Source organism: Synergistaceae bacterium (assembly GCA_017540085.1).
Classification (GTDB): domain Bacteria; phylum Synergistota; class Synergistia; order Synergistales; family Aminobacteriaceae; genus JAFUXM01.
Window position 1 is genome coordinate 34,202 of sequence record JAFYBQ010000030.1, and the last position, 26,669, is coordinate 60,870.

At 50.1% G+C, this 26,669-nt stretch carries 25 protein-coding genes and 1 pseudogene; 15 read left to right on the top strand and 11 right to left on the bottom strand.

The features are described 5' to 3' along the window. Window positions 1–87: 87 nt before the first annotated feature. The gene (locus tag IKQ95_06750) at window positions 88–1,071 is read left to right on the top strand and encodes a biotin--[acetyl-CoA-carboxylase] ligase (GenBank protein MBR4196390.1); all 984 of its coding nucleotides are present in this window, start codon (window positions 88–90) and stop codon (window positions 1,069–1,071) included. 2 nt (window positions 1,072–1,073) lie between these two features. Beyond that, complete coding sequence (locus IKQ95_06755) at window positions 1,074–1,613, top strand: biotin transporter BioY (GenBank protein MBR4196391.1); 540 nt, start codon at window positions 1,074–1,076, stop codon at window positions 1,611–1,613. Window positions 1,614–1,615: 2 nt separating this feature from the next. Here the strand turns inward: IKQ95_06755 and IKQ95_06760 are convergent, their stop codons facing one another. From IKQ95_06760 to IKQ95_06770, 3 genes are all read right to left on the bottom strand, one after another. Next, entirely contained in the window at window positions 1,616–2,134 is a 519-nt protein-coding gene (locus IKQ95_06760) for a hypothetical protein (protein ID MBR4196392.1), read from the bottom strand. A 192-nt stretch (window positions 2,135–2,326) separates the two neighbouring features. Further along, a complete protein-coding gene (locus tag IKQ95_06765; protein MBR4196393.1) occupies window positions 2,327–3,667 on the bottom strand; it encodes an AAA family ATPase in 1,341 nt (446 codons plus the stop codon). Further along, window positions 3,664–5,514, bottom strand: coding sequence for a tetratricopeptide repeat protein (locus IKQ95_06770; GenBank protein ID MBR4196394.1), 1,851 nt, complete (start codon window positions 5,512–5,514; stop codon window positions 3,664–3,666). Before IKQ95_06770 ends, IKQ95_06765 begins: the two co-directional genes overlap by 4 nt. A gap of 191 nt (window positions 5,515–5,705) precedes the next feature. Between IKQ95_06770 and IKQ95_06775 the strand changes: the two genes are divergently transcribed. Then, complete coding sequence (locus tag IKQ95_06775) at window positions 5,706–7,679, top strand: hypothetical protein (protein MBR4196395.1); 1,974 nt, start codon at window positions 5,706–5,708, stop codon at window positions 7,677–7,679. A 66-nt stretch (window positions 7,680–7,745) separates the two neighbouring features. Here IKQ95_06775 and IKQ95_06780 read toward each other — a convergent pair whose 3' ends face one another. Continuing rightward, window positions 7,746–7,988: a hypothetical protein gene (locus IKQ95_06780; GenBank protein MBR4196396.1), complete on the bottom strand. Its 243-nt coding sequence runs from the start codon at window positions 7,986–7,988 to the stop codon at window positions 7,746–7,748. Between the two features lie 194 nt (window positions 7,989–8,182). On the opposite strand from IKQ95_06780, the gene IKQ95_06785 reads away from it, so the two are divergent. Beyond that, on the top strand, window positions 8,183–9,883 hold the full coding sequence (locus tag IKQ95_06785; protein MBR4196397.1) for a hypothetical protein: 1,701 nt from the start codon (window positions 8,183–8,185) through the stop codon (window positions 9,881–9,883). A gap of 2 nt (window positions 9,884–9,885) precedes the next feature. On the opposite strand, the gene IKQ95_06790 is transcribed toward IKQ95_06785, so the two are convergent. The 7 genes from IKQ95_06790 to IKQ95_06820 are packed head-to-tail and all read right to left on the bottom strand — an operon-like array spanning window position 9,886 to window position 18,129. Next, window positions 9,886–11,733, bottom strand: coding sequence for a putative Ig domain-containing protein (locus IKQ95_06790; protein ID MBR4196398.1), 1,848 nt, complete (start codon window positions 11,731–11,733; stop codon window positions 9,886–9,888). Between the two features lie 17 nt (window positions 11,734–11,750). Beyond that, the gene (locus IKQ95_06795; GenBank protein ID MBR4196399.1) at window positions 11,751–13,346 is read right to left on the bottom strand and encodes a phospholipid carrier-dependent glycosyltransferase; all 1,596 of its coding nucleotides are present in this window, start codon (window positions 13,344–13,346) and stop codon (window positions 11,751–11,753) included. Further along, on the bottom strand, window positions 13,339–14,346 hold the full coding sequence (locus IKQ95_06800; GenBank protein ID MBR4196400.1) for a bifunctional UDP-4-keto-pentose/UDP-xylose synthase: 1,008 nt from the start codon (window positions 14,344–14,346) through the stop codon (window positions 13,339–13,341). Before IKQ95_06800 ends, IKQ95_06795 begins: the two co-directional genes overlap by 8 nt. 5 nt (window positions 14,347–14,351) lie before the next feature. Further along, a complete protein-coding gene (gene pseC / locus IKQ95_06805) occupies window positions 14,352–15,488 on the bottom strand; it encodes a UDP-4-amino-4,6-dideoxy-N-acetyl-beta-L-altrosamine transaminase (GenBank protein MBR4196401.1) in 1,137 nt (378 codons plus the stop codon). After that, window positions 15,488–16,420 (bottom strand): 4-deoxy-4-formamido-L-arabinose-phosphoundecaprenol deformylase, encoded by a 933-nt coding sequence (locus tag IKQ95_06810; GenBank protein MBR4196402.1) that lies wholly within the window; start codon window positions 16,418–16,420, stop codon window positions 15,488–15,490. The genes pseC and IKQ95_06810 overlap by 1 nt, the downstream gene beginning before the upstream one ends. Further along, a complete protein-coding gene (locus IKQ95_06815) occupies window positions 16,417–17,232 on the bottom strand; it encodes a formyltransferase (GenBank protein MBR4196403.1) in 816 nt (271 codons plus the stop codon). Before IKQ95_06815 ends, IKQ95_06810 begins: the two co-directional genes overlap by 4 nt. Next, a complete protein-coding gene (locus IKQ95_06820; protein MBR4196404.1) occupies window positions 17,233–18,129 on the bottom strand; it encodes a glycosyltransferase in 897 nt (298 codons plus the stop codon). It lies immediately after the preceding gene. 329 nt (window positions 18,130–18,458) lie between these two features. Between IKQ95_06820 and tnpA the strand changes: the two are divergent. From tnpA to IKQ95_06875, 11 genes and pseudogenes are all read left to right on the top strand, one after another. Further along, window positions 18,459–18,871: pseudogene (gene tnpA / locus IKQ95_06825) on the top strand (IS200/IS605 family transposase). Between the two features lie 553 nt (window positions 18,872–19,424). Further along, on the top strand, window positions 19,425–20,078 hold the full coding sequence (locus IKQ95_06830; GenBank protein MBR4196405.1) for a deoxynucleoside kinase: 654 nt from the start codon (window positions 19,425–19,427) through the stop codon (window positions 20,076–20,078). Then, window positions 20,068–20,826 (top strand): Nif3-like dinuclear metal center hexameric protein, encoded by a 759-nt coding sequence (locus IKQ95_06835; protein MBR4196406.1) that lies wholly within the window; start codon window positions 20,068–20,070, stop codon window positions 20,824–20,826. Before IKQ95_06830 ends, IKQ95_06835 begins: the two co-directional genes overlap by 11 nt. Window positions 20,827–20,848: 22 nt before the next feature. Then, on the top strand, window positions 20,849–21,859 hold the full coding sequence (gene trpS / locus IKQ95_06840) for a tryptophan--tRNA ligase (GenBank protein ID MBR4196407.1): 1,011 nt from the start codon (window positions 20,849–20,851) through the stop codon (window positions 21,857–21,859). Next, complete coding sequence (locus IKQ95_06845; protein ID MBR4196408.1) at window positions 21,856–22,572, top strand: rRNA pseudouridine synthase; 717 nt, start codon at window positions 21,856–21,858, stop codon at window positions 22,570–22,572. Before trpS ends, IKQ95_06845 begins: the two co-directional genes overlap by 4 nt. Before the next feature lie 27 nt (window positions 22,573–22,599). Then, window positions 22,600–23,493, top strand: a complete 894-nt coding sequence (locus IKQ95_06850; protein ID MBR4196409.1) for an HDOD domain-containing protein — start codon at window positions 22,600–22,602, stop codon at window positions 23,491–23,493. 6 nt (window positions 23,494–23,499) lie between these two features. Next, on the top strand, window positions 23,500–24,168 hold the full coding sequence (locus tag IKQ95_06855) for a (d)CMP kinase (GenBank protein ID MBR4196410.1): 669 nt from the start codon (window positions 23,500–23,502) through the stop codon (window positions 24,166–24,168). Continuing rightward, a complete protein-coding gene (locus IKQ95_06860; protein ID MBR4196411.1) occupies window positions 24,155–24,781 on the top strand; it encodes a 1-acyl-sn-glycerol-3-phosphate acyltransferase in 627 nt (208 codons plus the stop codon). Before IKQ95_06855 ends, IKQ95_06860 begins: the two co-directional genes overlap by 14 nt. A gap of 6 nt (window positions 24,782–24,787) precedes the next feature. Further along, the gene (locus IKQ95_06865) at window positions 24,788–25,672 is read left to right on the top strand and encodes a YicC family protein (protein MBR4196412.1); all 885 of its coding nucleotides are present in this window, start codon (window positions 24,788–24,790) and stop codon (window positions 25,670–25,672) included. Beyond that, a complete protein-coding gene (gene gmk / locus IKQ95_06870; GenBank protein MBR4196413.1) occupies window positions 25,669–26,217 on the top strand; it encodes a guanylate kinase in 549 nt (182 codons plus the stop codon). Before IKQ95_06865 ends, gmk begins: the two co-directional genes overlap by 4 nt. Next, window positions 26,214–26,657, top strand: coding sequence for a hypothetical protein (locus IKQ95_06875; protein MBR4196414.1), 444 nt, complete (start codon window positions 26,214–26,216; stop codon window positions 26,655–26,657). Before gmk ends, IKQ95_06875 begins: the two co-directional genes overlap by 4 nt. Window positions 26,658–26,669: the final 12 nt, after the last annotated feature.

The window sequence follows — 26,669 nt, forward strand, 5'->3', positions numbered from 1 at the left end:
CTTTCATGCAAGAATACCGCCCAATGTAAACCGCTGAAACCTTCAGAAAGTTTACAGACAAAAATTTATGTGCTATATATACCCGCCATGAAGGCAGAAATTCTACATGCCCTTGAATCAAAACGGGGCGAATATATTTCAGGCGAGGAATTAGCCGGGATGCTCGGAGTAACGCGGGCGGCGGTGTGGAAGGCAGCAGAGTCGCTGAGGAAGGAAGGACACATAATTTCAGCGTCAACAAAAAAAGGCTACATGCTCGAAACACACAGCGACATTCTCACAGCAGAGGGGATAAAATCTCACCTCAAAGCCGGGACAGAGATACAGCGCGTTATATGTCTCGGCGAAATTGATTCGACCAACAATTACGCCAAGAAGCTGGCCATGTCAGGGGAGCCTCACGGGACATTAATCGCGGCAAACCGACAGACAGCCGGAAGAGGCCGCCGGGGTCATAAATTCGAGTCGCCCGCAGGAACAGGGCTGTATATGTCTCTGATACTCCGGCCAAACTGCGACGCGGGAAAATTTCAGATGATAACAATTGCTGACGCTGTATCAGTATGCCTAGCCATCGAGGATTTGTACCCAGACTCACGCGGCAAGCTCGGAATAAAGTGGGTCAACGATGTCTATTTTCACGGCAGGAAAATCTGCGGGATTCTCACGGAAGCCGTAACAGGAGTCGAGAGCGGAGAAATTGAGAGCGTAATAACAGGAATCGGGGTCAACGTTTCGACAAAGAAATTCAGCGAGGAAATATCACAGACAGCCGGGGCAATATTCGCGGGCGGAGATATTCGATTCGGGCGTGATGAGCTTTGCGCCAAGATTGCCGACTATATTATGACGTTCGCGGGGAATCTCGATGACCCTGAAATAATCCGTGCTTACCGCGAGCGGTCAATATTAACGGGGCGGGAAATATCCTACATGGCCGGGCGCAGGAAATGTTACGGCTGTGTTCAGGACATTGACGACTCCGGGGGGCTTGTTGTTCGTAATGATGAGGGTGAAATTGAGACTCTCAGATCCGGGGAAGTCTCTATGATTCGCAGCGAGGAGGAATAATTATGACAGCCACAAAGAAAATCACGTTATGCGCCCTTTTCGCGGCATTAATCGCAATAGGGACTCACATAAGAATCCCGACACCGTTACTGCCGCTGACGTTCCAGACTCTTTTTGTCGTCATGGCCGGGCTTGTTCTTGGGCGGAAACTTGGAGCGTTGAGCGTCTGCGTTTACGTCATGGCCGGGCTTATAGGGCTTCCGGTCTTCACGGGGTCTGCGCTTAACCCGACATTCGGCTACATTATCGGGTTCATTCCGGGGGCGTGGCTTGCGGGATATGCCGCAGAAAAATTCAGGCCGTGTTTCATTACGTGGACGCTTGGAGCTGTGGCGGGGATTGCTGTGATTTATGCGTTCGGGATTCCGTATTACTATTTTATGTCGAAATATTATCTCGGGAATGAGCTGGGCGCAAAAACGCTGATGATATATTTCGTCCTAATGCCCATTCCCGGGGACATCGCGAAAAGTATTCTTGCGGGGCTTTCGGTGAAGAGGCTTGCGGCGTTTTTCCCTGAGAGTTTTACGTGGAAGAGATAATATCAGAGCTGCCAGCGGGACAATATTCCGCGTGTGAGGCGTGATACCCTGTATTCATCGCTGTGCCTGTAAGTTATGACGAGGCAGAAAGTTTTTCCCCTGTGAGTGAAGGCCGTAACTTTCTGATCATTCTCGCTGTCAATTCTGTATGTTACTGTCGAGGCGCGTATGACTCCTATCTTCATTTCGCTGTTTGTCGGGCGGGACTTTGAGCCGTAGCGGAGCATGAGTGATTCTGCAATGTCCGAGGCGAATTTCTGTGCGCTGTCCCCGCTATAAGGCCAGTAGAGTAAGACCGCCATCAATGCGTCAGAAGCCTGCGTGCTGAGAAGAGTCCGGCATGAAACGCCCTTGCCGTATGCATTCTCTATTACGGAGGAGTCTTGCGCGAGAACGTTCCAATGCTGCGGAATTGAGATTGTCCCGGCATCTGTGAGGCGTATGCGTTTCCATGTCATTCCGGCGGCGGAGCATGAAATCACGAGGACAGCCAGCAAAAGAGCGCAGTAAACCTTTCTCATGATGATGTGAGTCTCCTTGCATAAAAATTTTCCTGTGTGGAATCAGTCAAAATTATAGCACAGTGTTAATTTCAGGGGTGCTATATGCCTTAATGTGAAAGAAATTCGGCGCATAATGCCTGAAGCTCGCGGACTATTTTGCGGCCGGGACGAAAAATTTACCCCCGGAGAAATTCCCGGGGGCGTTATTCTTTACATGAACACTTCAGCGGAGCCGTACTCGTCCCACTTTATGACGCACCTTAGCGGCTCTATTATCTGGTCAGAGTACATCACCGGCCAGAATGAGTCCGACTCGTCGTTCAGAACGTAGAATGTATACCTGTCCTTGTCGCAGTCCTCAAAGTCAGCACGCAGAGACCTCACATCAATTTCTCCCCGCGAAATGTCCGTAACAGACCCAAGAAGCTGCGTCCACATTGCTTTCTCCGCCTCCGGGAGCATGTCGAGAACATCCTGCTTTATGCTCTCCTCATACGCTCCGAGCGTTACGCGCTTTTCGCCCGGCACAGGCACAACCGGGGAAGGGAACGCGGTTTTTTGTTCCGGCTCAGGCTCAGGGGGTACAATAATTTCCGGGGCTGTTTCGGGTTCGGGAGTCGGCACTGTCTCTTGAGTCACGGATTGCATTGCCTCTTCTATGTCAGCGCGTATTTGGGCTTCATCTACGGGGGTTACGTCAGGGGGCATGTGAATCTTAGGGGGCGTATAAGTATCCGGCGCAGGCTCAATGAGAATTTCAGCCTCAACAGACTTAATGACAGCAAGATTATCACTGCCGAATCTCCGCAAAAACTCATCTGTAACCGCCCTGTAGCACTCAGCACCCTTTGACCTAGGCTCGTAGGCAAATATTGACAGCCCTGTGCTTGACGCTTCAACAATGCTTATATTCTGCCGTATGTAGCTCTCGAAAAGCAAATCCCCGAACTGTTTGCGGACTTCCTCATAGATTTGACGCGAGATATACAGCCGCGGATTGTAGTTCGTCATGAGTATGCCGCCGATTTCAAGAGTCGGATTCAGCCTTTCCCGGAACGTTCCCATTGACCTGTCGAGAAGCCTTAACCCGAACAGGCTATAGAATCCGCCGTCCATAGGGACAATGATTTTATCGCTTGCCCCTAAAACATTCTGCGTGAAGATTCCCAGCTGAGGAGGGCTGTCGAGTAATATATAGTCGTAGCGGTCAGCAGCAATTTTTGCGAGAGCGTCGCGGAGTGCCGTGCGCCTGCTTGTAGGGCCGCTGTCGCTCAGTTCAGCCATTACCAGACTCAATGAGCTTGGCACGATGTCTATACCCTCGCGCTTTGTGATAACGTCATCCCATTCCGCCGCACCCGAAAGAAGGTCAAACACCTGCGGGTCAGTCGGAGAAGGATTGAGTCCGAATCCCGCGCTGAGGTTGCTTTGAGGATCCATGTCAACAGCGGCGACTCTCTTCCCGGATTTTGACAGAGCCGCGGCTATGTTCTGGCATGAAGTTGTCTTGCCGACTCCGCCTTTGAGGTTGCAGAAGCCTATTATCATCATTTAGATGTCGCCTGCCTTCTGAGGAATGATTCTATTTCCGCGTTCTTGTGAGTCTTCAGGCTGTCCCGGTAAAGCTCTAGGGCTTCCTTTGTTTTTCCTGCCCTGAAAAGCGCGTTTGCCTCCGAGATTTGACGGTTTGCGGCGTTCACTGCATCGCGTTCTTTGAGTACAGCGTCAAGCCGGGCAACCCATCGGCGCATTTCGTCAGAGGGTGCTATCTGCTGGGCTTTCTTGTAGAGCGCGGCGGCCTGGTCAATATTTCCGTCAGCATAAAGATTATCCGCTTCCTGAATGATTTTCTGCGCGTCATACCTTGTGCCTATCCCGAAATCCTCCGGCCCTCGTATTACGGTGTCGGGCGGAAGTTTTACCCTGCTTAACTGCTGGAGTCTCTGCCGTGCGCGGTCTGTCGGCCAAACGTTAATGCTTTCGGTGAAACGCTTGAGGGCTTCCTGATTCTGATTGCGCCTCATGAGGTCGTCCCCCTCGCGGTTTAATGCGTTGGCTTGTCTTTCGCGGCGGGAAATTACGCTCTGCAATTCCTCTATGTGCTGACGGAGTGTAGCGTCGGGGTTGCTTCTTACGCTGGCGACATAGTTATTCATGGCCTCCTGAAGTTTTCCCTCGCGTTCGCGTGCGCTTCCTTCACCGGCGTAGCGGTCTGCATCGGCTATAAGTGTCAGCCTGTTTCGGATTCTCTCCATTCGGTCAAGAACTGCATCGCTTGACATGACTGCGATACTTTTTGCGTAATACTCTAATGCGTCCTCGTACATGTTTTCATTGTCATATGCGCTTGCGGTGTCCCTGAGCCAGTTTGCTTCCTGCTGTAATTTCCGCTGTCGGTCTACTTTTTCTTCTGCTGACTTTATTATTCTCGCGCCGTCATCAACAGGCCATATCACCTGCGCGATTCGCAGATTCTTCAATGCATCGTCAAATCTCCCGGCTTTGTCGAAATTTACAGCGTCCTCACGGAGTTTCTGCGCCTTGTTGTAGCGGGCAAAATTTGCGGATATCGCCCGGAGTCCGTCAGCAATCTCAGTATCCCGCGGGGAAAGCTCCACCGCTCTGCGTGCTGTGTCTACTGCCTCTGCGTAATTCCCGGACTCCCATAAGCCTTGTGCTGTCTTCCAGTTCTGCCACGCTTCCCGCTCCATCGATGACTCCTCGTATGTCGAAACAGGAAGATTAATGCTCACTATGCTGTCCCCTGCGCCGAGCCTGACTCCCTGAGCGTTGAAGGCTGTTACTGTGATTTCGCTTGCGCCGATACTGCCGCGCCGTATGAGTATGTCTTCATTGTCCTGGCTGATTATCGCCGTAGCCGCGTCAGAGTTCCACGTGAAAGAATGCTTGCCGCTGAAACTGGGATTGAGGGAAGCGCGGAGCCTCACGGGAGTATTTGCCATAAGCACATCAGGACTCAGGGCGTAATCAGACCTGCTTGACGAGTCCCACAGCGTAACGGGGTTTTCGACAACAACCGCAATGTCAATCACAAACTCTTTAGGGGCTACCAGTTTTTCAGATGACGAAATAATATCGCCGTTCCTGTCGGCAAACTCAGCTATGACTCTCACCGGCTCAGTGTCAAGAGGTGTGAAGGCACACTCACGCCCCCCCGCCCTGACAGAGAAACGCGCAGGAGTCTTTCCTGATGTAGGGACTACTGACCATATTACAGAGCCGCCCGGGGGAATCTGGGAGGCCTCGACAGAAAGAACTGCCTGCTCTCCCACATGAGCCTCTCCGTTCATGTTTAAGGACGGGGAAGCCGCAAATGATGAGCCTGCAAATACCAGCATAAACAAAACTGTACATGCAGGGAAAAATTTTACGCGCATGAATCTTTTTCCTCCTTCTGTGAAATAAAGCGTGTGAAAGTTTATGTGTATATCGTGATTGTAATTATACATTGAAATATCCTGAACACATTACAGTGTTTCGCAGTCTCTCAGGCAGAGCGGCCAAAACAGAATATAATATACTCAATCACACAAACAACAAACAATCCATTTCAGGAGGGAAAAAATCCATGAGGGGAAATTATGCGCTTCTTTTCCTCGTATTGTGGCCTATGGCAGGGGGGATTTTGTCGTATTACGCCGGGAAAAAGAGCAGGCTTGTACGTGATATTGCGGCTGATATTGTCTGCGTGATAGAGCTTGCCGCTGTCCTGATGTTGTCCGGGAGTCTGGGAAGTGAGCTGATTATTCCGGGTGTCTGCGGGCTGGGAATGAAGCTGAAACTTGACGGATTCAGGCTCATTTATGCCGTGATTATCGCGTTCATGTGGGCGGCGACAACAATATTTTCCCGCGAATATTTGCGCCATCATCATAACCGTAACCGCTATTACCTGTATGTATTGCTGACTCTCGGCTCAATCATGGGAGTGTTTATTTCCGGGGACTTGTTCACTACATTCATGTTTTTCGAGATGATGTCGCTTTTCTCGTACATTATGGTCGTTCAGGACGAAACGCCTGACGCACAGAGAGCCGCGCAGACATACTTAGCCATTGCGATAATCGGGGGGCTTGTTACTCTTACGGGATTAATCCTGCTGTATAACTATACCGGGACTCTTGACATTGACGCGCTCGCAAAGTTCACGCTTCAGGACAAATCACCGCTGTATGTTCCCGGCTTCCTTGTGTTTGTCGGGTTCGCCGCAAAGGCCGCTATATTCCCGTCTCACATATGGCTGCCGACCGCCCACACCGCCGCCCCGGCTCCGTCAAGCGCATTGTTGTCGGGACTCCTCACAAAGTCCGGGCTTTTCGGGATAATCGTGCTGTCGTCAGGACTCTTCATGCACGACTCACGCTGGGGCTTCATGCTCTTGATTCTCGCCGTCATCACTATGGTACTAGGGGCAGTGCTTGCTGTCTTCTCCGTCAACATAAAGAGGACTCTCGCGTGTTCGTCAATGTCTCAGCTTGGATTCATTCTCACGGGAATCGCTATGCAGTGCTTTCTTGGACGTGAAAATGATTTGGCCGTACGCGGAACAATTCTGTACATGGTCGGGCATTCGCTGATTAAACTGGTATTATTCCTCTGCGCGGGAGTCGTACACATGAACACGCACAAATTAAACCTCAACGACATTCGCGGATTCGGGCGTGGAAAGAAAGTTTTGATGTTCGCGTTTGTGATGGGCGGACTCGGCTTGATGGGCTTCCCGCTGATTAACGGGTACTTAGGGAAGACTCTAATCCATGAGGCGATCGTTGAGCATTTGCACACGTTATCACACGGAGCGGGGACTCTCCCGTTCATGACGGCGGGCGCGGAAAAATTCATGTTCTCTGTGTGTGAATGGCTGTTCCTGATTTCCGGCGGTCTCACTACTGCTTACGTGATGAAATTGTTCGTGGCTCTGTTTGTCGCAAAACCCGCTGAAGGAATGCACGAGAAAGAAATATATATCTCATGGCCGAACGCGATAATATTAACCCTGTCGGCATTAATTCTCCCCGCTATAGGAATATTCACGTCAGAAATCGGCGACAGTATAGCGTTCCTAGGCTCGACATTCATGCACGGCCCGGAACATCATCACGCTGTGCATTATTTTGTGTTCGCGAATCTTGAAGGGGCGTTAATTTCTCTGACGATTGGAGTCGCGGTATACTTCCTGTTTGTGCGGAGGGTGCTACAGTCTGAGACGGTGAAAGGGGAAATCGTGTACCGTGATTTGTGGCCTTCATGGCTGAACATTGAGAACGCTATTTTCCGTCCCGTTATCGGATTGATTCTGCCGTTCATGGGTTCATTGTTTGCGAAAATTGTTGACCTAATCACCGCCGGCCCTGTAACGCTGTTGCTGTCTCAAGCCTCGCGAATCAAATTCATTCGTCCGCCGGAAGATACAGACTTCGGATATTATCAGGAAGAGCCGAAACAGGAAACTATTGGGATGTTGTTGCCGTCGAGTCTTGCTTACGGGCTAATGACATTTGCGGCGGGATTGCTATTTGTGATCGGCTTCATGATGCTGTAGGCGCAAAAAAACAAAAACAGGCTTTCCCCGCTTTGAGGATGGCCTGTCATTTTTCCCGCGTGAAAATCAGTGCAGAACTCCCGCGCCCCTGCATGTGTAGCAAAGCCCGGTGTCCTGGCAGGCGTTGCAGTGAGTGTAGCCGTCTGTGAAAATATTAGGCCGTCCTCCTGTGCCGTAGCAGGCAGGGCATACCCCGGAGCCGTTACAGCGTGGGCAGATATTCTGATTACGTCCGGGGGCAACTCCTCTGTTCTGAACGGGAGCCTGAGGTGAAATCATGTTGCCGAACATGCCGAAAGCCGTACTCATTCCGATTTCCTCCCTCATCTTACGTGCATCCGGATGTCCGTTGTCCTCCGCAAGTTTAAGCCAGCTCATAGCCGTCATAACTAATTGCGCTGATATTGTGAGACTTGCGTTAATTTGCCGGATTTATTTTTTCTGCCTCATGCCCGATAATTAATATAATTACCCTGAAAATTTATGCTGGAGGAATGTCAGCCATGATAATCAATAACAATCTCACAGCATTGTCGGCACTCAGCGCAACAAAGGCCGCCAGTGATATGGTCAGCAAATCCATAAAGCCGTTAGCGAGCGGGCTGAAGATTAATTCTGCCTCCGATGACGCTTCCGGGCTGTCGATAAGTGAGAAAATGCGCTCACAGATAAAGGGTGCTGACATGGCCGTGAAAAATGCCCAAGACGGTATATCATTGCTCAGGGTTGCAGACGGGGCATTAAGCAATACGGACGGCATACTCCACAGGATGAGGGAGCTTTCAGTTCAGGCAGGCAATGACACTCTCACATTGCAGGACAGGACTCACATACAGGAAGAAATAGACGGCCTTCGGAATCAGTTGGACGAAATATCACGGTACACAGACTTCAACAAAAAGAAACTCCTTAACGGCTCGGCGGGCGCGTTATGGTCATCGGATGACATAAAAGTAAAAGTGCGCGTTCACGGAAGTCTTCTTACCTTCAACAGCGAGGGCAATAATCATAATACAGTAAACGCCGGGGCAAATTACAGAATAGAAGTCCGCTCTGACCCGGGAAAAGCACAGGTGCAGAAAAGCAACATCATGAGCGTAACCGAAACAATGCTTATACAAACCGGCGATGATGATGATGACCCTATAGAAGTGTATTACGATAAAGCATTAAGCGAGATTTCACAGTTTTATGACAGTGAGGGGAAATTTATTGTCGCAGAGCCTCAGAAATTAACGCTCGTTCAGGGGAACGGGAAAACGGCGGGCGTTGTGATTTACGGCGAGGATACTTTGAGGGACACTGCCGCGAAAATCAATAATGCTATAGCATTCGGACTCGGACAGTCAGAATACACCGATGACGCGCAGAAGTTTGCAGTGATTTCTGACGGCACCGGGATGACCTCGGAGTCAGTCTATTCACGCTCGGCAATGTATGACACTGACGGAAATATGACAGGCTACGACATAAAATCAACGCTCGTAATCCGCAGTGCTGTACAGGGCCGTGAAGGAGAAATATATTTTGCGGGAAATGAAGAGCTGATTAAGGCGTTCGGGCTGAACACGATACAGGACTCGCGGGAGGGGACATTCAATGTCTCAGTGTACAACGCCCACACCGGCGAGACTTTAGCGACTGACATAAAGATTACAGGCCATGAGCTTGCCGGGATAATTCACCCGAATGTTGATGTCGATTTTGACCCTATGGCCGGGACTGTCGCAGAATGGAACGAGAGCGGGAAAGAGTACATGATGATTTCTGACGGGGTATATACCGCAAATATTCACCTTGCGAACAACGGCATACTCTTTCAGACAGGCGCGAATCAAGATGAGTCATTCGCCGTTCAGCTTGGGAATGTCTCAGCGGAGACTCTCGGAGTTGACCGCGTGAATGTCATGACCGGGGATCTTGCCCGCAGGTCTGTCGGCTATATTGACTCGGCAATTGACAGCGTAGTCAGGCAGCGGACTCAGATTGTCGCATACGGGGACGCACTAGAGCATACACTACAGAGCGTGAACACCGCCGGGGAGAATCTCAATGACTCAGTGAGCAGGATAACTGATGCCGATTACGCGCAGTCGACAATGAGATTCATAGAGTTCCAGATTCTGAGCCGGGCAGGTGAAGCTATGCTGTCCCAGGCAAACCAGCAGCCCGAAGCAGTTTTTAGCCTTCTCGGAAATTCATAGCCTCATGGACGGGTGCGCCTTCTGACAAGCAGCAATAGTATCACGCATGACATACCCGGCAGATTACATCCCTGACTCCCGCGGCTTTCTCCCGGTGCTGTGTCCTCCGTTATATTAACCCTCGCTGTAATTACAGGCTCATACCTGACTCCGCCCTCAAGATATGTCCTTACCGTGATTTTCCTGTTGGCAGGGACTGCGCTGACCTCGCGCCCGGAAGTATCGACAAACGTATAATTCTCGCCCTCCGCCTCAATGCCATATGGGAATGAGTGATACTCTATGTATGTCCCTTCAGGAATCCAACTGTCAAAGCTCACGTAGAAATCATATCTTCCGTCCTCGCTAACTGTTACAGGGGGGATTATTGCGGCTGTGATGTATTTATGCGGAGCGTCCTCGGATATTGACAGCGAATATCTCCGCGAGGCTTTCCCGCCGGGGTTTTCCGCTGAAATTATGAGTGAGAAACGCCCGGCCTCCTCCGGGACTCCCTCAAGCACTCCCGCTTTGCTGAACGTGAGTCCCTTCGGCAGTTTCCCGCGAAGACTCCACACTGTGCCAGCTCCGCCCGAATACATGAAATCAGCGTGATAATATTCCCCCTTGAAGCCGTCCGGGATTGTCTCCGTCTTTATCTGCGGCTTTAGTGTCCTTATGCTGAACGGAATATGCCGGGAGGATTTGCCTTCTTCTGTTGAAGCATATACTGTTATGCGCCCGTCAAAATCTTTTGCGGGAACTCCTGAGATTATCCCCGTATCAGCGTCAAGAGTCAGACCTTCAGGGAGAATATCACTGCTCCATTTCACCGGGCCGCGGCTTGAAGCCCTCAGCCTGAAACTGTAGCGCATTCCCGTGTAGCCTTGCCGTAGTGATGATGTCGATATTGCCGGAATATCTCCCCTCACCGAAAGCGTGTAGTCCCTCCGTGCGAATACAGCCCCGTTGCCAGCGTCAACAGTCAGCAGAAATTTCCCGGTCTCACGCGGAGTCCCCGAAAGAGTCCCAGAGTCAAACGACAGCCCGCGCGGAATATCCCCGGAGACCCGCCAAATATCACCCTCAATCCCGGACACCTTCAGCGCGCATTTATACGCCCTGCCGTAATTGCCATCGCTTAACGTCTCAGGGGTAATCATTATGTCAGTGCTTGAGACTGTCAGCGCGACTCTTGCTGACGATTCCCCGGCCTCGTTCGCGGCTGTTACGTCAATGATATATTCTCCCGGCTCTGAGGGAGTCCCGGAGATTCGCCCGTTGCTGTCCATCGTGAGTCCTTCAGGAAGAGTCCCGGCCATGATTACGGAGGAGGGCGAGTCGTTCATGGCAAGCGCGAAATCATAGGAGGCATTCACGACAGCGGAAGGCAATACGGGAGTCATGACACGCGGAAGAGAGTCGGCAAAAACTTTCAGCGGGAAGACATCCGAGACTTTCCCGGCACTGTTCGAGGCTGTAATGTCAACGCTGAATACCCCGAAAATTTTCGGAACGCCTGAAATTTTCCCGGGGGCTGAACACGTGAGTCCATCGGGGAGTCCTTCTGCTGACCACCGCGCCGGGGCTGAGGCCGTGAGGGTGTACGAATAACTTTCGCCCGAAATGCCCGGCCATAATTTATTGTGTGAAATGTCGGGGATAACCTGCGGAGCCTCGTCAAGCGTCCACGTTCCGGGAATGTCTATCTTCATGGGCGGAATGTCGCCCGCGTTCGCGCCTTCCCGCCGAAAAATCACGGCATCGCGGGAGTCCGTGTAGCTGAGTATGAGAATGTCGCCGGAAATTTCGAGCCTTGTCGCGGCGTTGAGTGAAAAGAGAACGCAAAGAAGAAGGATAATCCGCCGCATGAAATCACGCCTTCACCCTAGAAATTCAGCATGACAATATCCGCGCTAGTCGTCCATTCACGGACAGGAGAGTCCAAAATCTCGCGCATTCCCGAATCTTTTCGCCGGGAAATCACTGCGACTTTCTTCCCGGAATGCCACAGATCCCGCAGGCCGTCATTGCCGATAAACCACCGCCCGCGCTCCGGGTCATGTTCCATCCCGAACTCAAGCTCATTCACAGCCTCAGCCGTTACAGTCCTGCGCCCCGTGTAGAAGCTCATACCCTGCATCAAATTTCCGTAAACTACAACCGAGTCAGCCTCAGCGGGAATCATCATGGCCGAGTCTTTCCGGGACAGTAATTTTCCCTCTACCTGAAACGCCCCCGATGCCGCCCACATTGCCGCAATACCTGCTATCACCATGAGGGCGGGAATATTTTTCCTTCCGGCAAACAGCGACAGCACCCAGAACGCAAGCAGCATGACCGCCAGGCACATGGCCGGGAAAATCATCGCGTGAAAATCGGGGTCATTCTTGACGGACGGGAGTATTAAGCCCGTAACAGCGACAGGGATTAATATTGCTGACGTGATTATGACGAAACGCCGAAGATTTTTCCCCTCAAGAGCGGACATTGACGCGCCCGAAAGAACCGCTAAAGGAGGCATACAGGGAAGTATGTACGTTATGAGCTTTGAGCCTGAAGCCGAGAAGAACAGAAACGGAAGCCCCGCCCACAGTCCCAGGAATGCACCCGAATTTCTGTCGATGAGCCTGCATTTTCCGAACACTGCGCGGAATGCGTCCCATAATATTCCCGTCCAAGGAATGAATCCTGCTATGATTATCGGAATGAAGAACCAGAACGGCTCGTAGCGGGCGTGAATTGTTGTCGTGTACCTCAAAAAATGCTCGCGTATAAAGAAAAAGTGAAAGTAATCAGGATTCCTCCGGCAGACTTCCACAAAGTAAGGCGAGACAATCACGAAAAATAATATTATTGCTGACGGTGAAAACAGCCCGGGAATTTTCCTGTACTGCCTTGTGATAATGAGATGGATTAACGCAATCCCCCCCGGAAGAACAACGCCGATTAAGCCCTTTGTGAGGACTGACAGAGCCATGAACGAATAGAATAATAATATGGCTGACTTTTTCCCGTTCACGCTCCAAAAGTAATAGCTTGCCATAGCTGCCGTGAAGAAAAATGTCAATGTCATATCCGTGATATTGATACGGCTTGTACCGTACCACAATACAGAAGACGCAAGCATTAACCCCGCAAGGGCAGAGGCATATTTTGACCGCGTAATCTTCAGCGCAATGGCATACGCGAGAACGCAGCACCCTAATCCGGCCATGACAGGGAAGAATCTTCCGGCAAACTCATTTTCCCCGAACGCAAGAAACGCCCCCGCCGTAAGCCAGTAATGCAGGGGAGGCTTCTCGAAATACAGAACGTAATTCAGTCTCGGCGTAATATAGTCGCCCGCCTCTATCATCTCGCGGGGAATTTCTGAGTATCTCCCCTCGTCAGGGTCAATGAATCCGTAATCCCCTAATCCGCAGAAATATACGCACACCGCCAGGACTGCCCCGGCCATGAGGATTATTGCGCGTCTACTCATGATAGGCTTCAAGAGTCATTCTCACAGCATCGCGGAGTGATACGGACGGTTGCCAGCCGAGAGACTTTATTTTGTCGATTGATGGAATACGGTTCATTGTGTCGTCGTAGCTGTCTGAGTAATAATTTTCCGGCGATACTGTGATTAGCTTTGCGCTTTCAGCCTGCTCTCTGAATTTCGGAAATCTCTTCATTTCGTCAATGACAATCTCGGCAAGCTCGCGGATTGAATAATTGTTGTCGGGGTTGCCTACGTTGAAGATCTGCGAGTCTGCCTGCCCTTTGTGATTCTTGAGGATGAGCATTAATGCGTCAACGCCATCGCCTATCCACGTAAAACTCCTGCGCTGTGAGCCTCCGCCGACAAGTTTTATTTCCCCGCGGTGAAGTATGTCGTATATGAACTGAGTTATTGACCTTGCCCGGTGAAGTTTCGCGTCCTCCATTGTGTCGAGTCCCGGCCCGATCCAGTTGAACGGCCTGAAAAGCGTGTACTGTAATCCCTTCTCGGCGTTGTAGGCGGTAATTACACGGTCAAGCATTTGCTTTGAGCAGCTGTATATCCATCTCATTTTGCCTACAGGGCCTGTTACGAGGGGGCTTTCGTCCTCCTTCAAAATATTCTCGTTGGCCAGTCCGTAAACTTCTGAGGTTGACGGGAAAATCACGCGCTTCTTGTACTTCAGGCACATTCGGACAATCTTCAAGTTCTGCTCGAAATCAAGCTCGAACGTCCACAAAGGTTTTGCCAGATAAATCGCGGGCATTGCGACTCCGGCAAAGGGCAGCACTACATCACACGCCGCAACCTGTTCGCGGATATAGTCAGTCTCTTTGAATATATCACCCTGAAAGCATGTGAAGCGTTTGTTTCCGATGAATTTTTCGAGGCGCGATGTATTTATGTCGAACGCGCTTATTTCGTAGTCTGATGTCTCCAAAACTTTCCGCACAAGATGACTCCCAATAAAGCCCCCTGCGCCCAGCAGAAATATTTTCACTTAATCTATCTCCATGCAAAATTTTTGATTACACTGCATACCCTCATAGCGTCATCATCAGTCATGAGCGGGAAAATTGGCAGTGAGACCGCCTGACTGTAATAACGTTCGGCCATCGGGAAATCTCCGGGCTTGTAGCCATATTTCTCCCGGTAATATGGCTGCAAGGGAACCGGCCTGTAATGAACCTGAAGCCTTATATCATTATCACGGAGATACGCGAAAAATTCGCCCTGCTGATTCTCTTTCACCCTCGCTATGAACAAGTGCCACGCATGGCCGGGTTTGTCCGGGGGCAAAGTGAGTCCGTCAAGCCCTGAGAGCTGAGAGAAATATATCCGTGCAATTTCGCGCCGTCTCGCGACAAAATCATCAAGCCGCTTCATCTGGCTGAGTCCCAAAGCGCAGTGTACTTCCGACAGTCTGTAATTGTACCCTAAAAACTGCATTTCACTATGCCACGGGCCGGGTGCTTCGTCAACAAATTCAGCGGGATTCCGTGTCATTCCGTGATTCCTGAACATGCGTAATTTCCTGGCGTACTCGTCATTGTCCGTGAGAACCGCTCCGCCTTCAGCCGTTGTTATGTGCTTGACGGGGTGAAAGCTAAGAGTCGTCATGTCTGCATCATGGCCGATTTTGTGATTTCCCCTGTCCCCGCCCAATGAATGACTCGCGTCCTCAATCAGTACGGCGTTATGTTCGTCAGCAATTTTCCTGAACGGCTCAATGTCGAAAGGATAACCCGCAAAGCTCACGGGGATTACTGCTTTGACCTTCCCGCCGTGTGAGGCGATTGCGCGCTCTGCCTCGTCAGGATTCATGCAGAGGGTAGAGTCAATATCCGCGAAAATCGGCGTTGCTCCCGTATATATTACGCTGTTTGACGTTGCGACAAATGTTAATGCTGTTGTTACTGCGAAATCTCCTGCGCCCATTCCTGAAGCGAACATAGCACCGTGTAATGCCGCTGTCCCGCTTGAGAATGTTACGGCGTGTTTGACTCCGGCATAATCGGCTAATGATTTCTCGAAAGCGTCAACAGTCGGCCCCATTGTGAGCCAGTCGCCCCGCAGGACTTTCACGACTTCCGCAATATCGTCATCATTAATCCATTGCCGACCATATGATAATGTCTTCATTATTTTTCCTCCTGTAATGCTACTTTTCCCGCTCTGCCCTGAATTTCGCTCATGATAATTTTACACTTTGGGAAAGCTGAAATTTTCTTCACGGCCTCTTTCAGTGTCAGAAATTTGACTCCCATGTCCCTGCACCTGTCAAGAAATTCGCTAAATGCCCCGGACATCATTCCGCCTTCCATTTCAGTGTGAATAGTGTGTACGTTGAGACCGTCATGAAGGAGTCCGGCGTAATATGAGCTGACATTTTCCGGCTTGACCGTTCCGAGTACCTCATCAAGAGTCGGGAGCGTTGAAGGTATCTGCGGAGTGCTGAACGTAATATCGCCCATTTCAGGAATGAAGGGTGAATATCCCCGTGAGTCGGAGCAGTATTTGAGTCCGAGTTTGTCTTGTACCATCAGGCTGTCGGGGGTAACCTGCCACCCCGGCGCGGCGCATGACTCCGGCCTGAAGTGTGCGTAATCCTCAAACTGTGAGAATGCCCGCTCAAGCTCGGCGCGAATCTGTTCACGGCTGAGAGTCGGAAGATTGTCCTGCCAGTAGACATGATCCCATGAGTGAATCCCGCAGTCGTGTCCCTCGTCAGCAGTCCTCCGAATCAAATCGGGATTGGCCGCCGTAATCATCGGGGCGGGAAGCAGTGTGCCGTAAAATAATGTCTTGAGGCCGTAAGCTGTAGGGGCTTTCGTTCGGAACATCTTGCTGATGAAACCTTTGCGGAAGATTCTGCGGATAGCTTTCCCGGAATTGTCCGGTCCCATCGAGAAAAATACGGACGCTCTAACGCCGTGAGCCTTCAGAATATCGAGGAGTCTCGGCAGTCCCTCAAGATAGCCTTTGAGCGTGTCAATGTCGATCTTTATGGCAAGCGTTGTAGTTCCTGAGAACGCTATTTTTTCCGCGATTTTTGGCTTATGCTCGCGCTTCATATTATCTCCCATTCGAGAATCTCTATAATGCCGTCTGAAGTCTTCACGAGCAGGGCAGGAGTCCTCTCCGTATTTCCGTCATATATGCGCGTCTTCCACACCATAATTTTTTTGCCGTCATGGTACGTGAAAGCACCGGGGAAAGGTTTTGCGACAGCCCGCACAAGGTTGTGAATCTCGCGTGCAGATTTCGACCAGTCTATGAGGCCGTCAGCGGGAGTCCTCCGTCCGAATTTCGTGGCCTCTGACTCATTCTGCGGAGTCCCCTCGGCGTTTCCCGAAAGAATATCGCCTAAGCACCTATCGAGGAGTCGCCCCGCGGCCGGAATAATCTTCATGAAAACGTCATGGGCTGTTTCGTCCGGGCCGATGTCAACAGCTTCCTGCCCTACGATATTTCCCGCGTCAGCCCTGGCTGTCATATGATGGAGCGTAACGCCCGCTTTAGTCTCGCCGTTCAGCACAGCCCAGTTGACGCACGCCCTGCCCCTGTACTTAGGCAGTAATGACCCGTGCATGTTGAACGCTCCGAGGGGGGCAAGGTCAAGAATGTTCATGTCAATCATCGCCCTGTAGTAGAACGAGAATATGACATCGGGATTCGCATTGCGTACAATTTCTGCTGACGGTGAGTCTGTCTTCACGGGGATATTGTTGGACTCCGCGAGGCTCTTCACTGAACTGAACCATTGATTTTCGCCGGGGTCATCGTCATGCGTGTATACGAGCTTCACATTCACGCCGCGTTTCAGCAGGACAGAAAGACATTCATATCCCACCGAGCTGTACGCGAAAACTACAGCATTTGCCATCTAATTATCTCCTTCGTAAATTTTCCTGATTACGTAGCGCGGTCTCTTCCTGACTTCCTGATAAATTCTGCCGGTGTACTCGCCTGTTATCCCTGTGCATGTTACTGTGATTCCAGCCAGCAGAAAATTCACCGCATGGCCGAATATCCCGAACGCGCCGAGAATTACCCCGGCCATGAAGATTATCATTCCCAGAATCGTAATCATCTGCAGGGGGAAAAGTGAGAACGCCGTCATAAGGTCAAACTGAAGACGAATGAGCCGGAAGAGGCTGTATTTTGACTCTCCCTTTGTTCTTGCCTCGTGGGAGACTTCAATCTCAGCGGGATTGACCGCGAATTTCTGAGCCAGCGCGGGAATAAATGTAGAGACTTCCCCGCAGTCGTTGATGATGTTGATGATGTCCCTGCTGTAGCCGCGTAACATGCAGCCGTAATCGTGAATGCTGAATCCTGTAACGCCGTTCATGATTCTGTTGACAATGCGCGACGCATAACGCCGGAAAAATGAGTCCTTCCGTTTCTGTCTGACTGTGCCGACTACATCATGGCCGGAGTCTAATTCTGCGACTAAGCGCGGGATCTCCTCCGGGGGATTCTGCAAATCTGCGTCAAGCGTGATGACGTAACTCCCCCTTGCGGCTTTGAACCCGGCAAGAATGGCGGTGTGCTGTCCGAAATTCCCGTTGAAGTCTATTACGCGGAGTGCGGGATGATTTTTGCGTTCCTCTAACATTATGGGAAGTGAAGAGTCTTTGCTGCCGTCATTGATGAGGATTAATTCATAGGGGCAGGATAAATTTTCCATGACGGGAAAAAGTCGCCTGAACAATTCCGGGAGATTATCTGCTTCATTGTAAACGGGGATAACTATAGAAATTATATTATTGTCCAAAATTTAACGGCCTAGCTTTCAGGGATTTATTTTTGGTATTCTACAACATGATAATAAATGCGGTCAACGAAAACAGTTTTTCACAGGCAGCCGGGCGCGGGATAAAATATACGCAGGAAAATCAGCATTGTCGGCTCAGGCGGATTCGTCAAGCATGAGAACACTCTACGAGATTCCTAGCGGGGCTTCCTGAGTTCTTCATCAAATTTCTGACTGATGATTGGGAATTTAGAATAAGCGTGCGAGACCCCCCAAATGCTTTAGCTTGGGGATGAAAGCGCGCCTATTTTATTATTATTCAAATACATAGATTTTTGGTATAATACTTATTTATGAACAAGTACAGAACAACTGAAAAAACTGTATATTGCTGTAGATATTACATTATATTCTGTCCGAAGTATAGGCGGAAAGTTTTACGTGAACCTATCGCTGAACGTTTCAAGCAAATCGTTATGTCTATGCAGCATGAACAAAATTTCTATGTTCTTGGTATGGAAGTTATGCCTGACCATGTTCATTTATTGCTCGATATTGACCCAACTATAGGAGTTAATGTAGTAGTAACCCGAATAAAATGAAAACAGCACATATTCTGAACCGAGAATTTCCAGAGCTAACAAGAAAGTTACCAACGCTTTGGACAAGAAGTAAATTTATAGCCACAGTAGGAAGTGCATCGCTTGAAGTTGTGAAGAAATACATAGAGGAACAGAAAACGAATGAGCAGTGCCGCAAAAAATGAAAAAATAAAGCTAACTATGCAAGCAACCCGTGAAATACACAAGAATATGACATGTATGGTGTTTGAACTCAAACTGAATACGCGAAAGATGTCTAAGCCTCAAAGAGAGCAGTTGACAACAATATTTTCGTGAAGCGAAATGGCGGCGTAATGATATAGTTGCGGATTTCTCAAAAGCCAGCAGAAACGCGAAAAGTGCAACAGTAAAAGTTGGAGACAGTTTTGAACAACGGCAGTTTACTATACTTGGCTCGCAAGTTATTCAAGATATTTACGACAGCATAAAGACAGACTTAAAAATACTCCACACAAAATAAAGGAAAAGGCGAAAAAATTGGCAGACTAAAATTCAAAAGTGTCTGCAATTGCATATCTCTTAGACAATACAATACAACATATAGAATAGATTTTGTTCGCAGGCTTGTTCACATTCAAAATATACGAAAAAGTTTCGCAGTACATGGGCTAGAGCAAATCCCACAAGAAGCTGATATAACTAATGCTAAATTACTCATTCTCACTCATTATATTTTCATCAAGGAGCTGTGTTTTCTTGGGACAAATTCAAATCATCGTTGAAGGAATGACAGCAAGCGGGAAATCTACAGTCGTTAATCTCCTCTCTGAGCGTCTCGGATTTCAGGTTATGCCGGAAGAGTTCCGCGACCCTCTCGACCTCCTCGGACGTTTCCACCACAATCGCAAATGGGCGTTCCCTATGCAGTTAAACTTTCTTGTTACCCGTTTCGCGCAGTACTTATGCGCCAGCGAGGAGGATAATTACATTCTTGACCGCTCTGTGTTCGGGGATAAAGTTTACGCCATGCTGTATTACCGGGACGGATATTTCCGGGACAGTCAGCTAGGGTGCTATTTGACGCTGTACGACTCACTTCTCCGCTATGTCATGAAGCCTAAGCTGTTTGTGATTGTGCGCTGTGAGTTCGGCGAAATCATGAGGCGCATACATTCTCGCGGAAGGCAGGACGAAATTGACGCGGGCGAGTCTTACTGGCGCAATCTCTATGACGCTTACATGCCGTTTCTTGACTTCCTGAAATCTGAATTGCCCGGAGATATTGACTTCATAGAGCTGAATCTCTCTGACCCGAAATTTATCACGACTCCTTCAATGGTTGATGACTTCCTCGGACAAGTCGCAAGATATTTCCCCGAAAGAAGGATACTTCCCGGCCATGAAAGTTAGCGGACTATTGCGGCATATTGACACGTTCGCGCCGTTCTCGCTGTGTGAAGAGTGGGACAATTCCGGGCTTCTTGTCGGGAATGCTGATGACGAAATCAAGCGCATAGGCGTATGTCTCGACGCTGTAACGGAGGCAGTAACGGAGGCTGACGGACTCGGCTGTAATGTCATTGTCGCTCATCACCCGGTAATATTCCGCCCCGTCAAAGCCATCACCGCAAACACAGAGCAGGGGCGCGCCATAATGGAGGCCGTTAGACATAACATCAGCATAATCGCCGCCCATACGAACTGGGACAAGGCCGCAGGGGGAGTGAATGACATTCTCGGAGCGTTAATCGGCCTGAAGCACCCTGAGTCCCTCGGCGCGTTCGGCGTATGCGGAGTGATTTCCCCCCGGATGAAGCTGAATGCGTTTGCCGAACACGTAAAATCCTCGTGGAGTCTGTCGCGGCTTGACGTTTACCCGGGAGGCTCAAAGACAGTATCACGTGTTGCGCTCTGCGGTGGATCGGGCGCGGAGTTCTGGCGGTCTGCGAAAAATATCGGGGCTGATGTCTATATCACGGCGGATATGAAGTATCATGAAATTTCTGACGCTGTGAATGACGGAATGACAATCGCACTTTGTGATCACGGGGAAATGGAGCGGGTATCAGTGAGACAGCTCGCACACAAGATAGAGGGCTGCGGGATTGAGACAGTAATACTTGACGCGAAAGCCCTTCCCCCGGTAATCAGAATATAAATCACAGGAGATATACCACAAATTGAAGAAAAGAGTATTAAGCGCAATGAGACCAACCGGCCCGCTTCACTTGGGACACATGGCCGGGGCTTTAAGCAATTTCATCAAGTTACAGAATGATGACGGCTACGAGTGCTTCTACGCAATTGCGGACTGGCACGCGCTCACGTCAAACTATGCTGACAGCGAGAACACCGGGGAATTTTGCTACACGGCTCTTCTTGACTGGCTGGCGGTCGGGCTTGACCCGGAGAAATCCCCGCTGTTCATTCAGTCCCATGTTCCACAGCACGCGGAATTAGCTCTTGCCCTCGGAATGATTACCCCGCTGGGCTGGCTGTATCGTAATCCCACGTACAAAGAGCAGCTCTTCAATATACGCAACAGGGATTTGGGTACATACGGCTTCCTAGGCTATCCCGTACTCATGGCCGCAGATATATTGCTGTACAAGGCTGAATTAGTCCCGGTAGGAGAAGATCAGAGCGCACACCTCGAAATTTCCCGCGAGTTAGTCAGGCACTTCAACAATATTTTCGGTGAAGGATTGCTTGTTGAGCCTCAGCCCCTTTTCACGCAGACTCCCAAAGTACCAGGCACAGACGGCCGCAAGATGAGCAAGTCTTACGGTAACGCCCTCGAAATCTCAGAGAGTGCCGACTCAATGTGGCAGAAGCTCCGCACAATGATGACTGACCCCGCCCGAATGAGACGCAAAGACCCCGGAGACCCCGAAAAGTGTCCCGTTTGGGACTTGCACAAAGTCTTCAACCCTGACGAAAACGAGAAGGCAGAAATTTGCGAGGGCTGCAAGTCCGCCGGTATTGGCTGTATCGACTGCAAGAAGAAACTTAACGCGCATATTCAGGAAATCATGACTCCCGTGAGAGAGCGCAGAGCGAAATACGAGGGGAAGAAGTCCCTGCTTGATGAAATTCTTGCTGACGGGGCAGAACGTGCCGGGAAAGTCGCACGTGAGACTATGAGCGAAATTTATCCGGCTATGGGACTTTTGCCGAACCCGAAACGATGAGGCTTAATGCTTATCTCTCATCATGCGGAGTCGCTTCCAGGCGGAAATCTGAGACAATAATTCTTAGCGGGCGAGTCCAGGTCAGCGGGAAAATTGTCCTCGCTCCTTTCTTTGATGTCGACACTGAGAATGATACTGTTACTCTTGACGGAAAGCCCCTGAAACTTTCGCGGCATGAGTATTACGTCATCAGCAAGCCCGCCGGGTATGTCTGCGCCGCAAGTGATAAGTATTACCCCGTTGTTGTTGACCTTATTCCCGGCCATGAAGGGAGGCTCTACCCTGTCGGAAGGCTTGATCGTGAGTCAGAAGGACTCTTAATCCTCACGAATGACGGCCAATTTACGCAGAATATCATTCACCCGTCAAAGGAAGTCCCAAAAGAGTATGAAGCCTTGCTGAACATTCCCATTAACGCGAGACAGTTAGACCGATGGCGCAGAGGATTCGAGATTGAACCTGGGCGCGTAGTTAAGCCGATAAGCATTAGTGTAATGGATAAAGAGCCTGCGAATCAATGGGTGAATATCGTGATAGGCGAGGGGTTGAAGCGTGAGATAAGATTGATGGCAAAAAGCGCGGGCTTCAGGGTTGAGAGGCTCATACGGCGGAGCATAGGAAAAATGCGGCTTGAGACGCTGAAGAGCGGGAAATATGTGAGTTTGTCATTTTCTGAACTGTACACTAAAATATTTAATGGCGGTACAGTATGATTTTTACGGGAAAAGGGGGTTAAGTCCGTGAGTGAAATCGATGAGAAATCCAGAGAGTTAATCAAGACGCGAATATTAAGCAACATGGAGAACATAAAATCCTTCCCTCAGTTTGTGCTTGAGACAATGAGAAAACTTAATGACCCCGAAAGCAATGCGGCGGACGTTGCTCAGAGTCTCTCACGCGATGAAGGGCTAGTCCTGCGTATACTCAAGCTCGCTAACTCTGCGGCTTACGGCGTAAGGAGCCGGAGTATCTCGAACATCTCCGAGGCAATTGCGCTTCTCGGCTATAAGTCGGTCAGCAACATAATCCTTGCGGCTACGGTCTATTCAGCGATGGACAAGGGATTGACGGGTTACGCTCTTGACCGCGGGGAGCTGTGGCGGCATTCTCTCATGGTCGCGTATTCAGCTAGGCACTTGGCCGGGATTACGGGAAAAGTCAGCACTGAGGACGCTTACGTGGGCGGACTTCTTCACGACATCGGAAAAGTTATCCTGAATGATTATGTCCATTTCGGCTACGGGATAATTGTCAAAATGGTGGAGGAGAAGCACATACCCTTCACGGAGGCTGAGACAAAAGTTTTGGGATTTGACCACGCCGCAATAGGTGAATTGCTTGTAGAGAAATGGGCAATGCCGGACTCTTACCGTGTGCCTATTGCGTACCATCACAAGCCGAATGACCTTCCCGCCGACAAAATTCAGTATCAGCCGCTTCTTGACGTTGTAACAGTGGCTAACTCAATATGCCTGATGTTAGGGATCGGGCTGGGTGCTGACGGCTTGCAGGCGTATATGTTCCCTGAGCCGATAGAGAGACTCGGAATAACGAATTTCGACAGCCTTTTGTCCGAGATGATAGACTTTGCCGGGAGCGTTTCGGGCGACATGGGCGACATGGCCGGGCTTTAGCGCATAATGTCATACGTTATCACGATTGACGGGCCTGCGGGTGCGGGCAAAAGCACTGTGGCGAAAGACGTTGCGCGGAGGCTCGGAATAAATTACCTCGACACGGGCGCGATTTACCGGGCTATTGCGCTGATACTCTATGAGTCAGAAGTCAGGCCGATTGATGACTATATCATGCGGGAAGCCCTGACCAAGATAAATATACAGCTTGACGGGAAATCGGTGCTTGTGAACGGCTTTGATGTTACAGGGGAAATTAGGACTCCGCTTGTTGACGAATTAGCCTCGATGTACTCGGCGATTCCTTCAGTCCGAAAAGCTCTCCTCAGTCTGCAAAAGGAACAGGAGACTCACGGCTCAATTGTGGCGGAAGGCCGCGATGTAGGGAGCGTAGTTTTTCCCGGAGCTGTGGCAAAATTTTTCCTGACAGCAAACCCAGAAGCACGCGCAAAACGCCGCTATGCCGAGAGAGTCGCAAAAGGGAAGCCCGCCGATTATGACGAAATATTACAGGCCATCATTGAGCGCGACAAGAACGACTCATCCCGCGAAACAGCCCCCCTCACTGTCCCTGAAGGCGCAATCTACATAGACACATCAGACATGACAGAACAAGAAGCAGTACAATTCATACTCGACAAAGTGAAAGAAGTCATCCCAAATGAAGCAAAGTAAAGTATTCTATTTCATCGTCAAAAATTTCTTCAAGCTCCTGCTGATAATATATAACCGCTGTTCGGCGAAATGGCTCGCGAAACTTCCCGACAATGAGAAATTCATAGTGGCCTGCAATCACGCCAGCAATTTAGACCCCCTCATAGTAGGCTGCTTTTTCCCGCGTTTGTTACGCTATCTCGCGAAAGAGGAGTTATTCGAGGGCTGGTTTCTTGGGACATGTATCCGCGCATTGGGTGCAGTCCCGGTATCACGCACAACGAACGCCTCAGCCGCCGGAGCGTTGAAGGGATTCATGAAGCTCTACCAGGAAGGAAGCGACGTTCTCATATTCCCGGAAGGAGGACGGACTCTTGACGGCAAACTTCAGCCGCTTGAAGCCGGAGTCGCGTTAATCGCCGCACACACTCACGCGCCAATTCTGCCGGTGTTCATTCACGGATCATTCCGGGCAATGCCGCCTAATTCGTTTTTCGTCAAGCCCACAAAACTCCGCGTAACATTCGGTGAGCCTCTGAGATTTTCGGATGAGGTTTACGACAGCAAATCAGGCCGCCAAATCATAATGGACGCTCTTACGGAGAAATTCCGGGAGCTTGAAGCGGGAGAATAGCGGAAAATGTTTGTCAGCATGACAGGATTCGGGAGCGTGTCATACACATTCCCATGGGGGACAGTGAAACTTGACATTAATTCGGTCAACCATAAATATCAGGATTTCAGCGTGAAACTTCCGCATGAATTGTTGTCGCTTGAGAACAGAATACTGGCTATACTGCGCGAGAGAATAGCCCGCGGGAAAGTGAAGCTGTCAGCCGAAATAACCTGGAATCCGGGCGCGAAAATTCCATCCCTCGACAATGACAGCCTGCGGATATTCATCAATCAGGTACGCACAATCGCCAAGCGCAACAGCCTCGATACAGCCAAAGACATAACCAGCTTCCTTATGATTCCGGGAGTGCTTGACGGCGCAAGCAATGTAGCAGAACAGACAGCAAGAGAGTCCCCGGAGATTTGGGACAAGCTCACAATTGAAGCCGTTGACGCAATGCAGGAAATGAAGAGATCCGAGGGCGAAAAGTTACAGTCAAAAGTAGAGTCAGACCTCGCCGAGCTGGTACGCATAACAGGAATACTGCAGGAGCGGTGGAAAGTCGCAAGCTCGGACGCAATAGAGGGACTCCGGGCAAGAATTGAGAGTGTCATGGAACACTACAATCTTGAGATTGACGAGGCCAGAATCGCGCAGGAAGTCTCTTTGCTGTCCGACAAGTGGGACGTATCAGAGGAAGTAGCCCGGCTTGAGGCTCATACGGGGAAATTCCGTCAGGTTATGGACGAGGCTTTTTGCGGTAAGAAGCTCGACTTTCTCATTCAGGAAATGAACCGGGAAATTAACACGATGGGCAGCAAGGTCAGCGATGCCGAATTTCGCTGGCAGGTAGTAGAGGCAAAGACATATATCGAGCGCATAAGGGAGCAAATACAAAACATAGAATGAAGACGGGAAAATTATTCGTGCTTTCAGGGCCTAGCGGAGTCGGAAAAGGTACTCTCAGGGAACACGCTTTGAAGGACGCGCCCAACCTGAAATACTCAATATCATGCACCACAAGACAGCCCAGAGACGGCGAAACGGACGGAGTAGAATACCGCTTCATATCGCGGGAAAAATTCCGGGAAGACATTTCGCGGGGTATGTTCCTCGAATACGCGCATGTTCACGAGGACTATTACGGCACACTGAAGGCCGATGTCGTGAATGAGCTTGAGTCCGGCCATGATGTATTGCTTGAGATTGATGTTCAGGGAGCGTTGCAGGTCAAAGAGAAAATGCCCGGCGCGGTGCTGATATTCGTAGCACCTCCAAGCACCGAAGTGTTAGAACGCCGACTCAGGGGACGAGGCACGGAAGCGGACAAGAGTCTTCATGTCAGACTCGAAAACGCCGTGAAGGAGCTTGCGCTGAAAGATAGGTATGATTATGTCATCGTGAATGATGATTTAGACTCTGCGTCTGATGAGCTGAGGAAGATAATACTATGACGGCTGACAGATTTTTGCGCTGGGTGCTTTTCTGCGCGGGGATAATCACGGCTATATTCGCCGGGTACATGTTCAGCGGGGGGAAAATCGACTGGGGCGCGGCGTGGCTGTCTGTTACGGTGGGATTCTTATGTTTCGCCACGAGGATTAAGCCCGCAAAGAGTCAGGACTCATCATCAGATGACACAAGCAAAGAGCTTCACGACATGGCAATATTAATCGCTCACACAGCAGTAGCAAGCCTCAAGAACATTGGCAGGACAGTCCCGCCCGGAACAAAGGAGATTGACGAGCTTCAAGAGAAAGTGAATGATTTTCTTGACGCAATGCCGTTAGAGCAGTCAGAAAGGGATGACATCACAGAAGAATTTGACCGCCTCAGAAACAGAACAAGGCGCAATGAAGGCGGCAGGGCATTAATGAGAAGCGCACGACTCTAACATTTCACAGGA

Bases quoted from the DNA above. Each gene is read 5' to 3' on its own strand.
- IKQ95_06860 (MBR4196411.1), top strand. From the start codon at position 24,155: ATGAAGCAAAGTAAAGTATTCTATTTCATCGTCAAAAATTTCTTCAAG.
- IKQ95_06795 (MBR4196399.1), bottom strand. From the start codon at position 13,346: ATGAGTAGACGCGCAATAATCCTCATGGCCGGGGCAGTCCTGGCGGTG.
- IKQ95_06835 (MBR4196406.1), top strand. From the start codon at position 20,068: ATGAAAGTTAGCGGACTATTGCGGCATATTGACACGTTCGCGCCGTTC.
- IKQ95_06780 (MBR4196396.1), bottom strand. From the start codon at position 7,988: ATGAGTACGGCTTTCGGCATGTTCGGCAACATGATTTCACCTCAGGCT.
- IKQ95_06760 (MBR4196392.1), bottom strand. From the start codon at position 2,134: ATGAGAAAGGTTTACTGCGCTCTTTTGCTGGCTGTCCTCGTGATTTCA.
- IKQ95_06755 (MBR4196391.1), top strand. From the start codon at position 1,074: ATGACAGCCACAAAGAAAATCACGTTATGCGCCCTTTTCGCGGCATTA.
- IKQ95_06815 (MBR4196403.1), bottom strand. From the start codon at position 17,232: ATGGCAAATGCTGTAGTTTTCGCGTACAGCTCGGTGGGATATGAATGT.
- IKQ95_06845 (MBR4196408.1), top strand. From the start codon at position 21,856: ATGAGGCTTAATGCTTATCTCTCATCATGCGGAGTCGCTTCCAGGCGG.
- IKQ95_06810 (MBR4196402.1), bottom strand. From the start codon at position 16,420: ATGAAGCGCGAGCATAAGCCAAAAATCGCGGAAAAAATAGCGTTCTCA.
- IKQ95_06875 (MBR4196414.1), top strand. From the start codon at position 26,214: ATGACGGCTGACAGATTTTTGCGCTGGGTGCTTTTCTGCGCGGGGATA.
- IKQ95_06855 (MBR4196410.1), top strand. From the start codon at position 23,500: ATGTCATACGTTATCACGATTGACGGGCCTGCGGGTGCGGGCAAAAGC.
- IKQ95_06750 (MBR4196390.1), top strand. From the start codon at position 88: ATGAAGGCAGAAATTCTACATGCCCTTGAATCAAAACGGGGCGAATAT.
- IKQ95_06770 (MBR4196394.1), bottom strand. From the start codon at position 5,514: ATGCGCGTAAAATTTTTCCCTGCATGTACAGTTTTGTTTATGCTGGTA.
- IKQ95_06790 (MBR4196398.1), bottom strand. From the start codon at position 11,733: ATGCGGCGGATTATCCTTCTTCTTTGCGTTCTCTTTTCACTCAACGCC.
- gmk (MBR4196413.1), top strand. From the start codon at position 25,669: ATGAAGACGGGAAAATTATTCGTGCTTTCAGGGCCTAGCGGAGTCGGA.
- IKQ95_06865 (MBR4196412.1), top strand. From the start codon at position 24,788: ATGTTTGTCAGCATGACAGGATTCGGGAGCGTGTCATACACATTCCCA.
- IKQ95_06785 (MBR4196397.1), top strand. From the start codon at position 8,183: ATGATAATCAATAACAATCTCACAGCATTGTCGGCACTCAGCGCAACA.
- pseC (MBR4196401.1), bottom strand. From the start codon at position 15,488: ATGAAGACATTATCATATGGTCGGCAATGGATTAATGATGACGATATT.
- IKQ95_06765 (MBR4196393.1), bottom strand. From the start codon at position 3,667: ATGATGATAATAGGCTTCTGCAACCTCAAAGGCGGAGTCGGCAAGACA.
- IKQ95_06775 (MBR4196395.1), top strand. From the start codon at position 5,706: ATGAGGGGAAATTATGCGCTTCTTTTCCTCGTATTGTGGCCTATGGCA.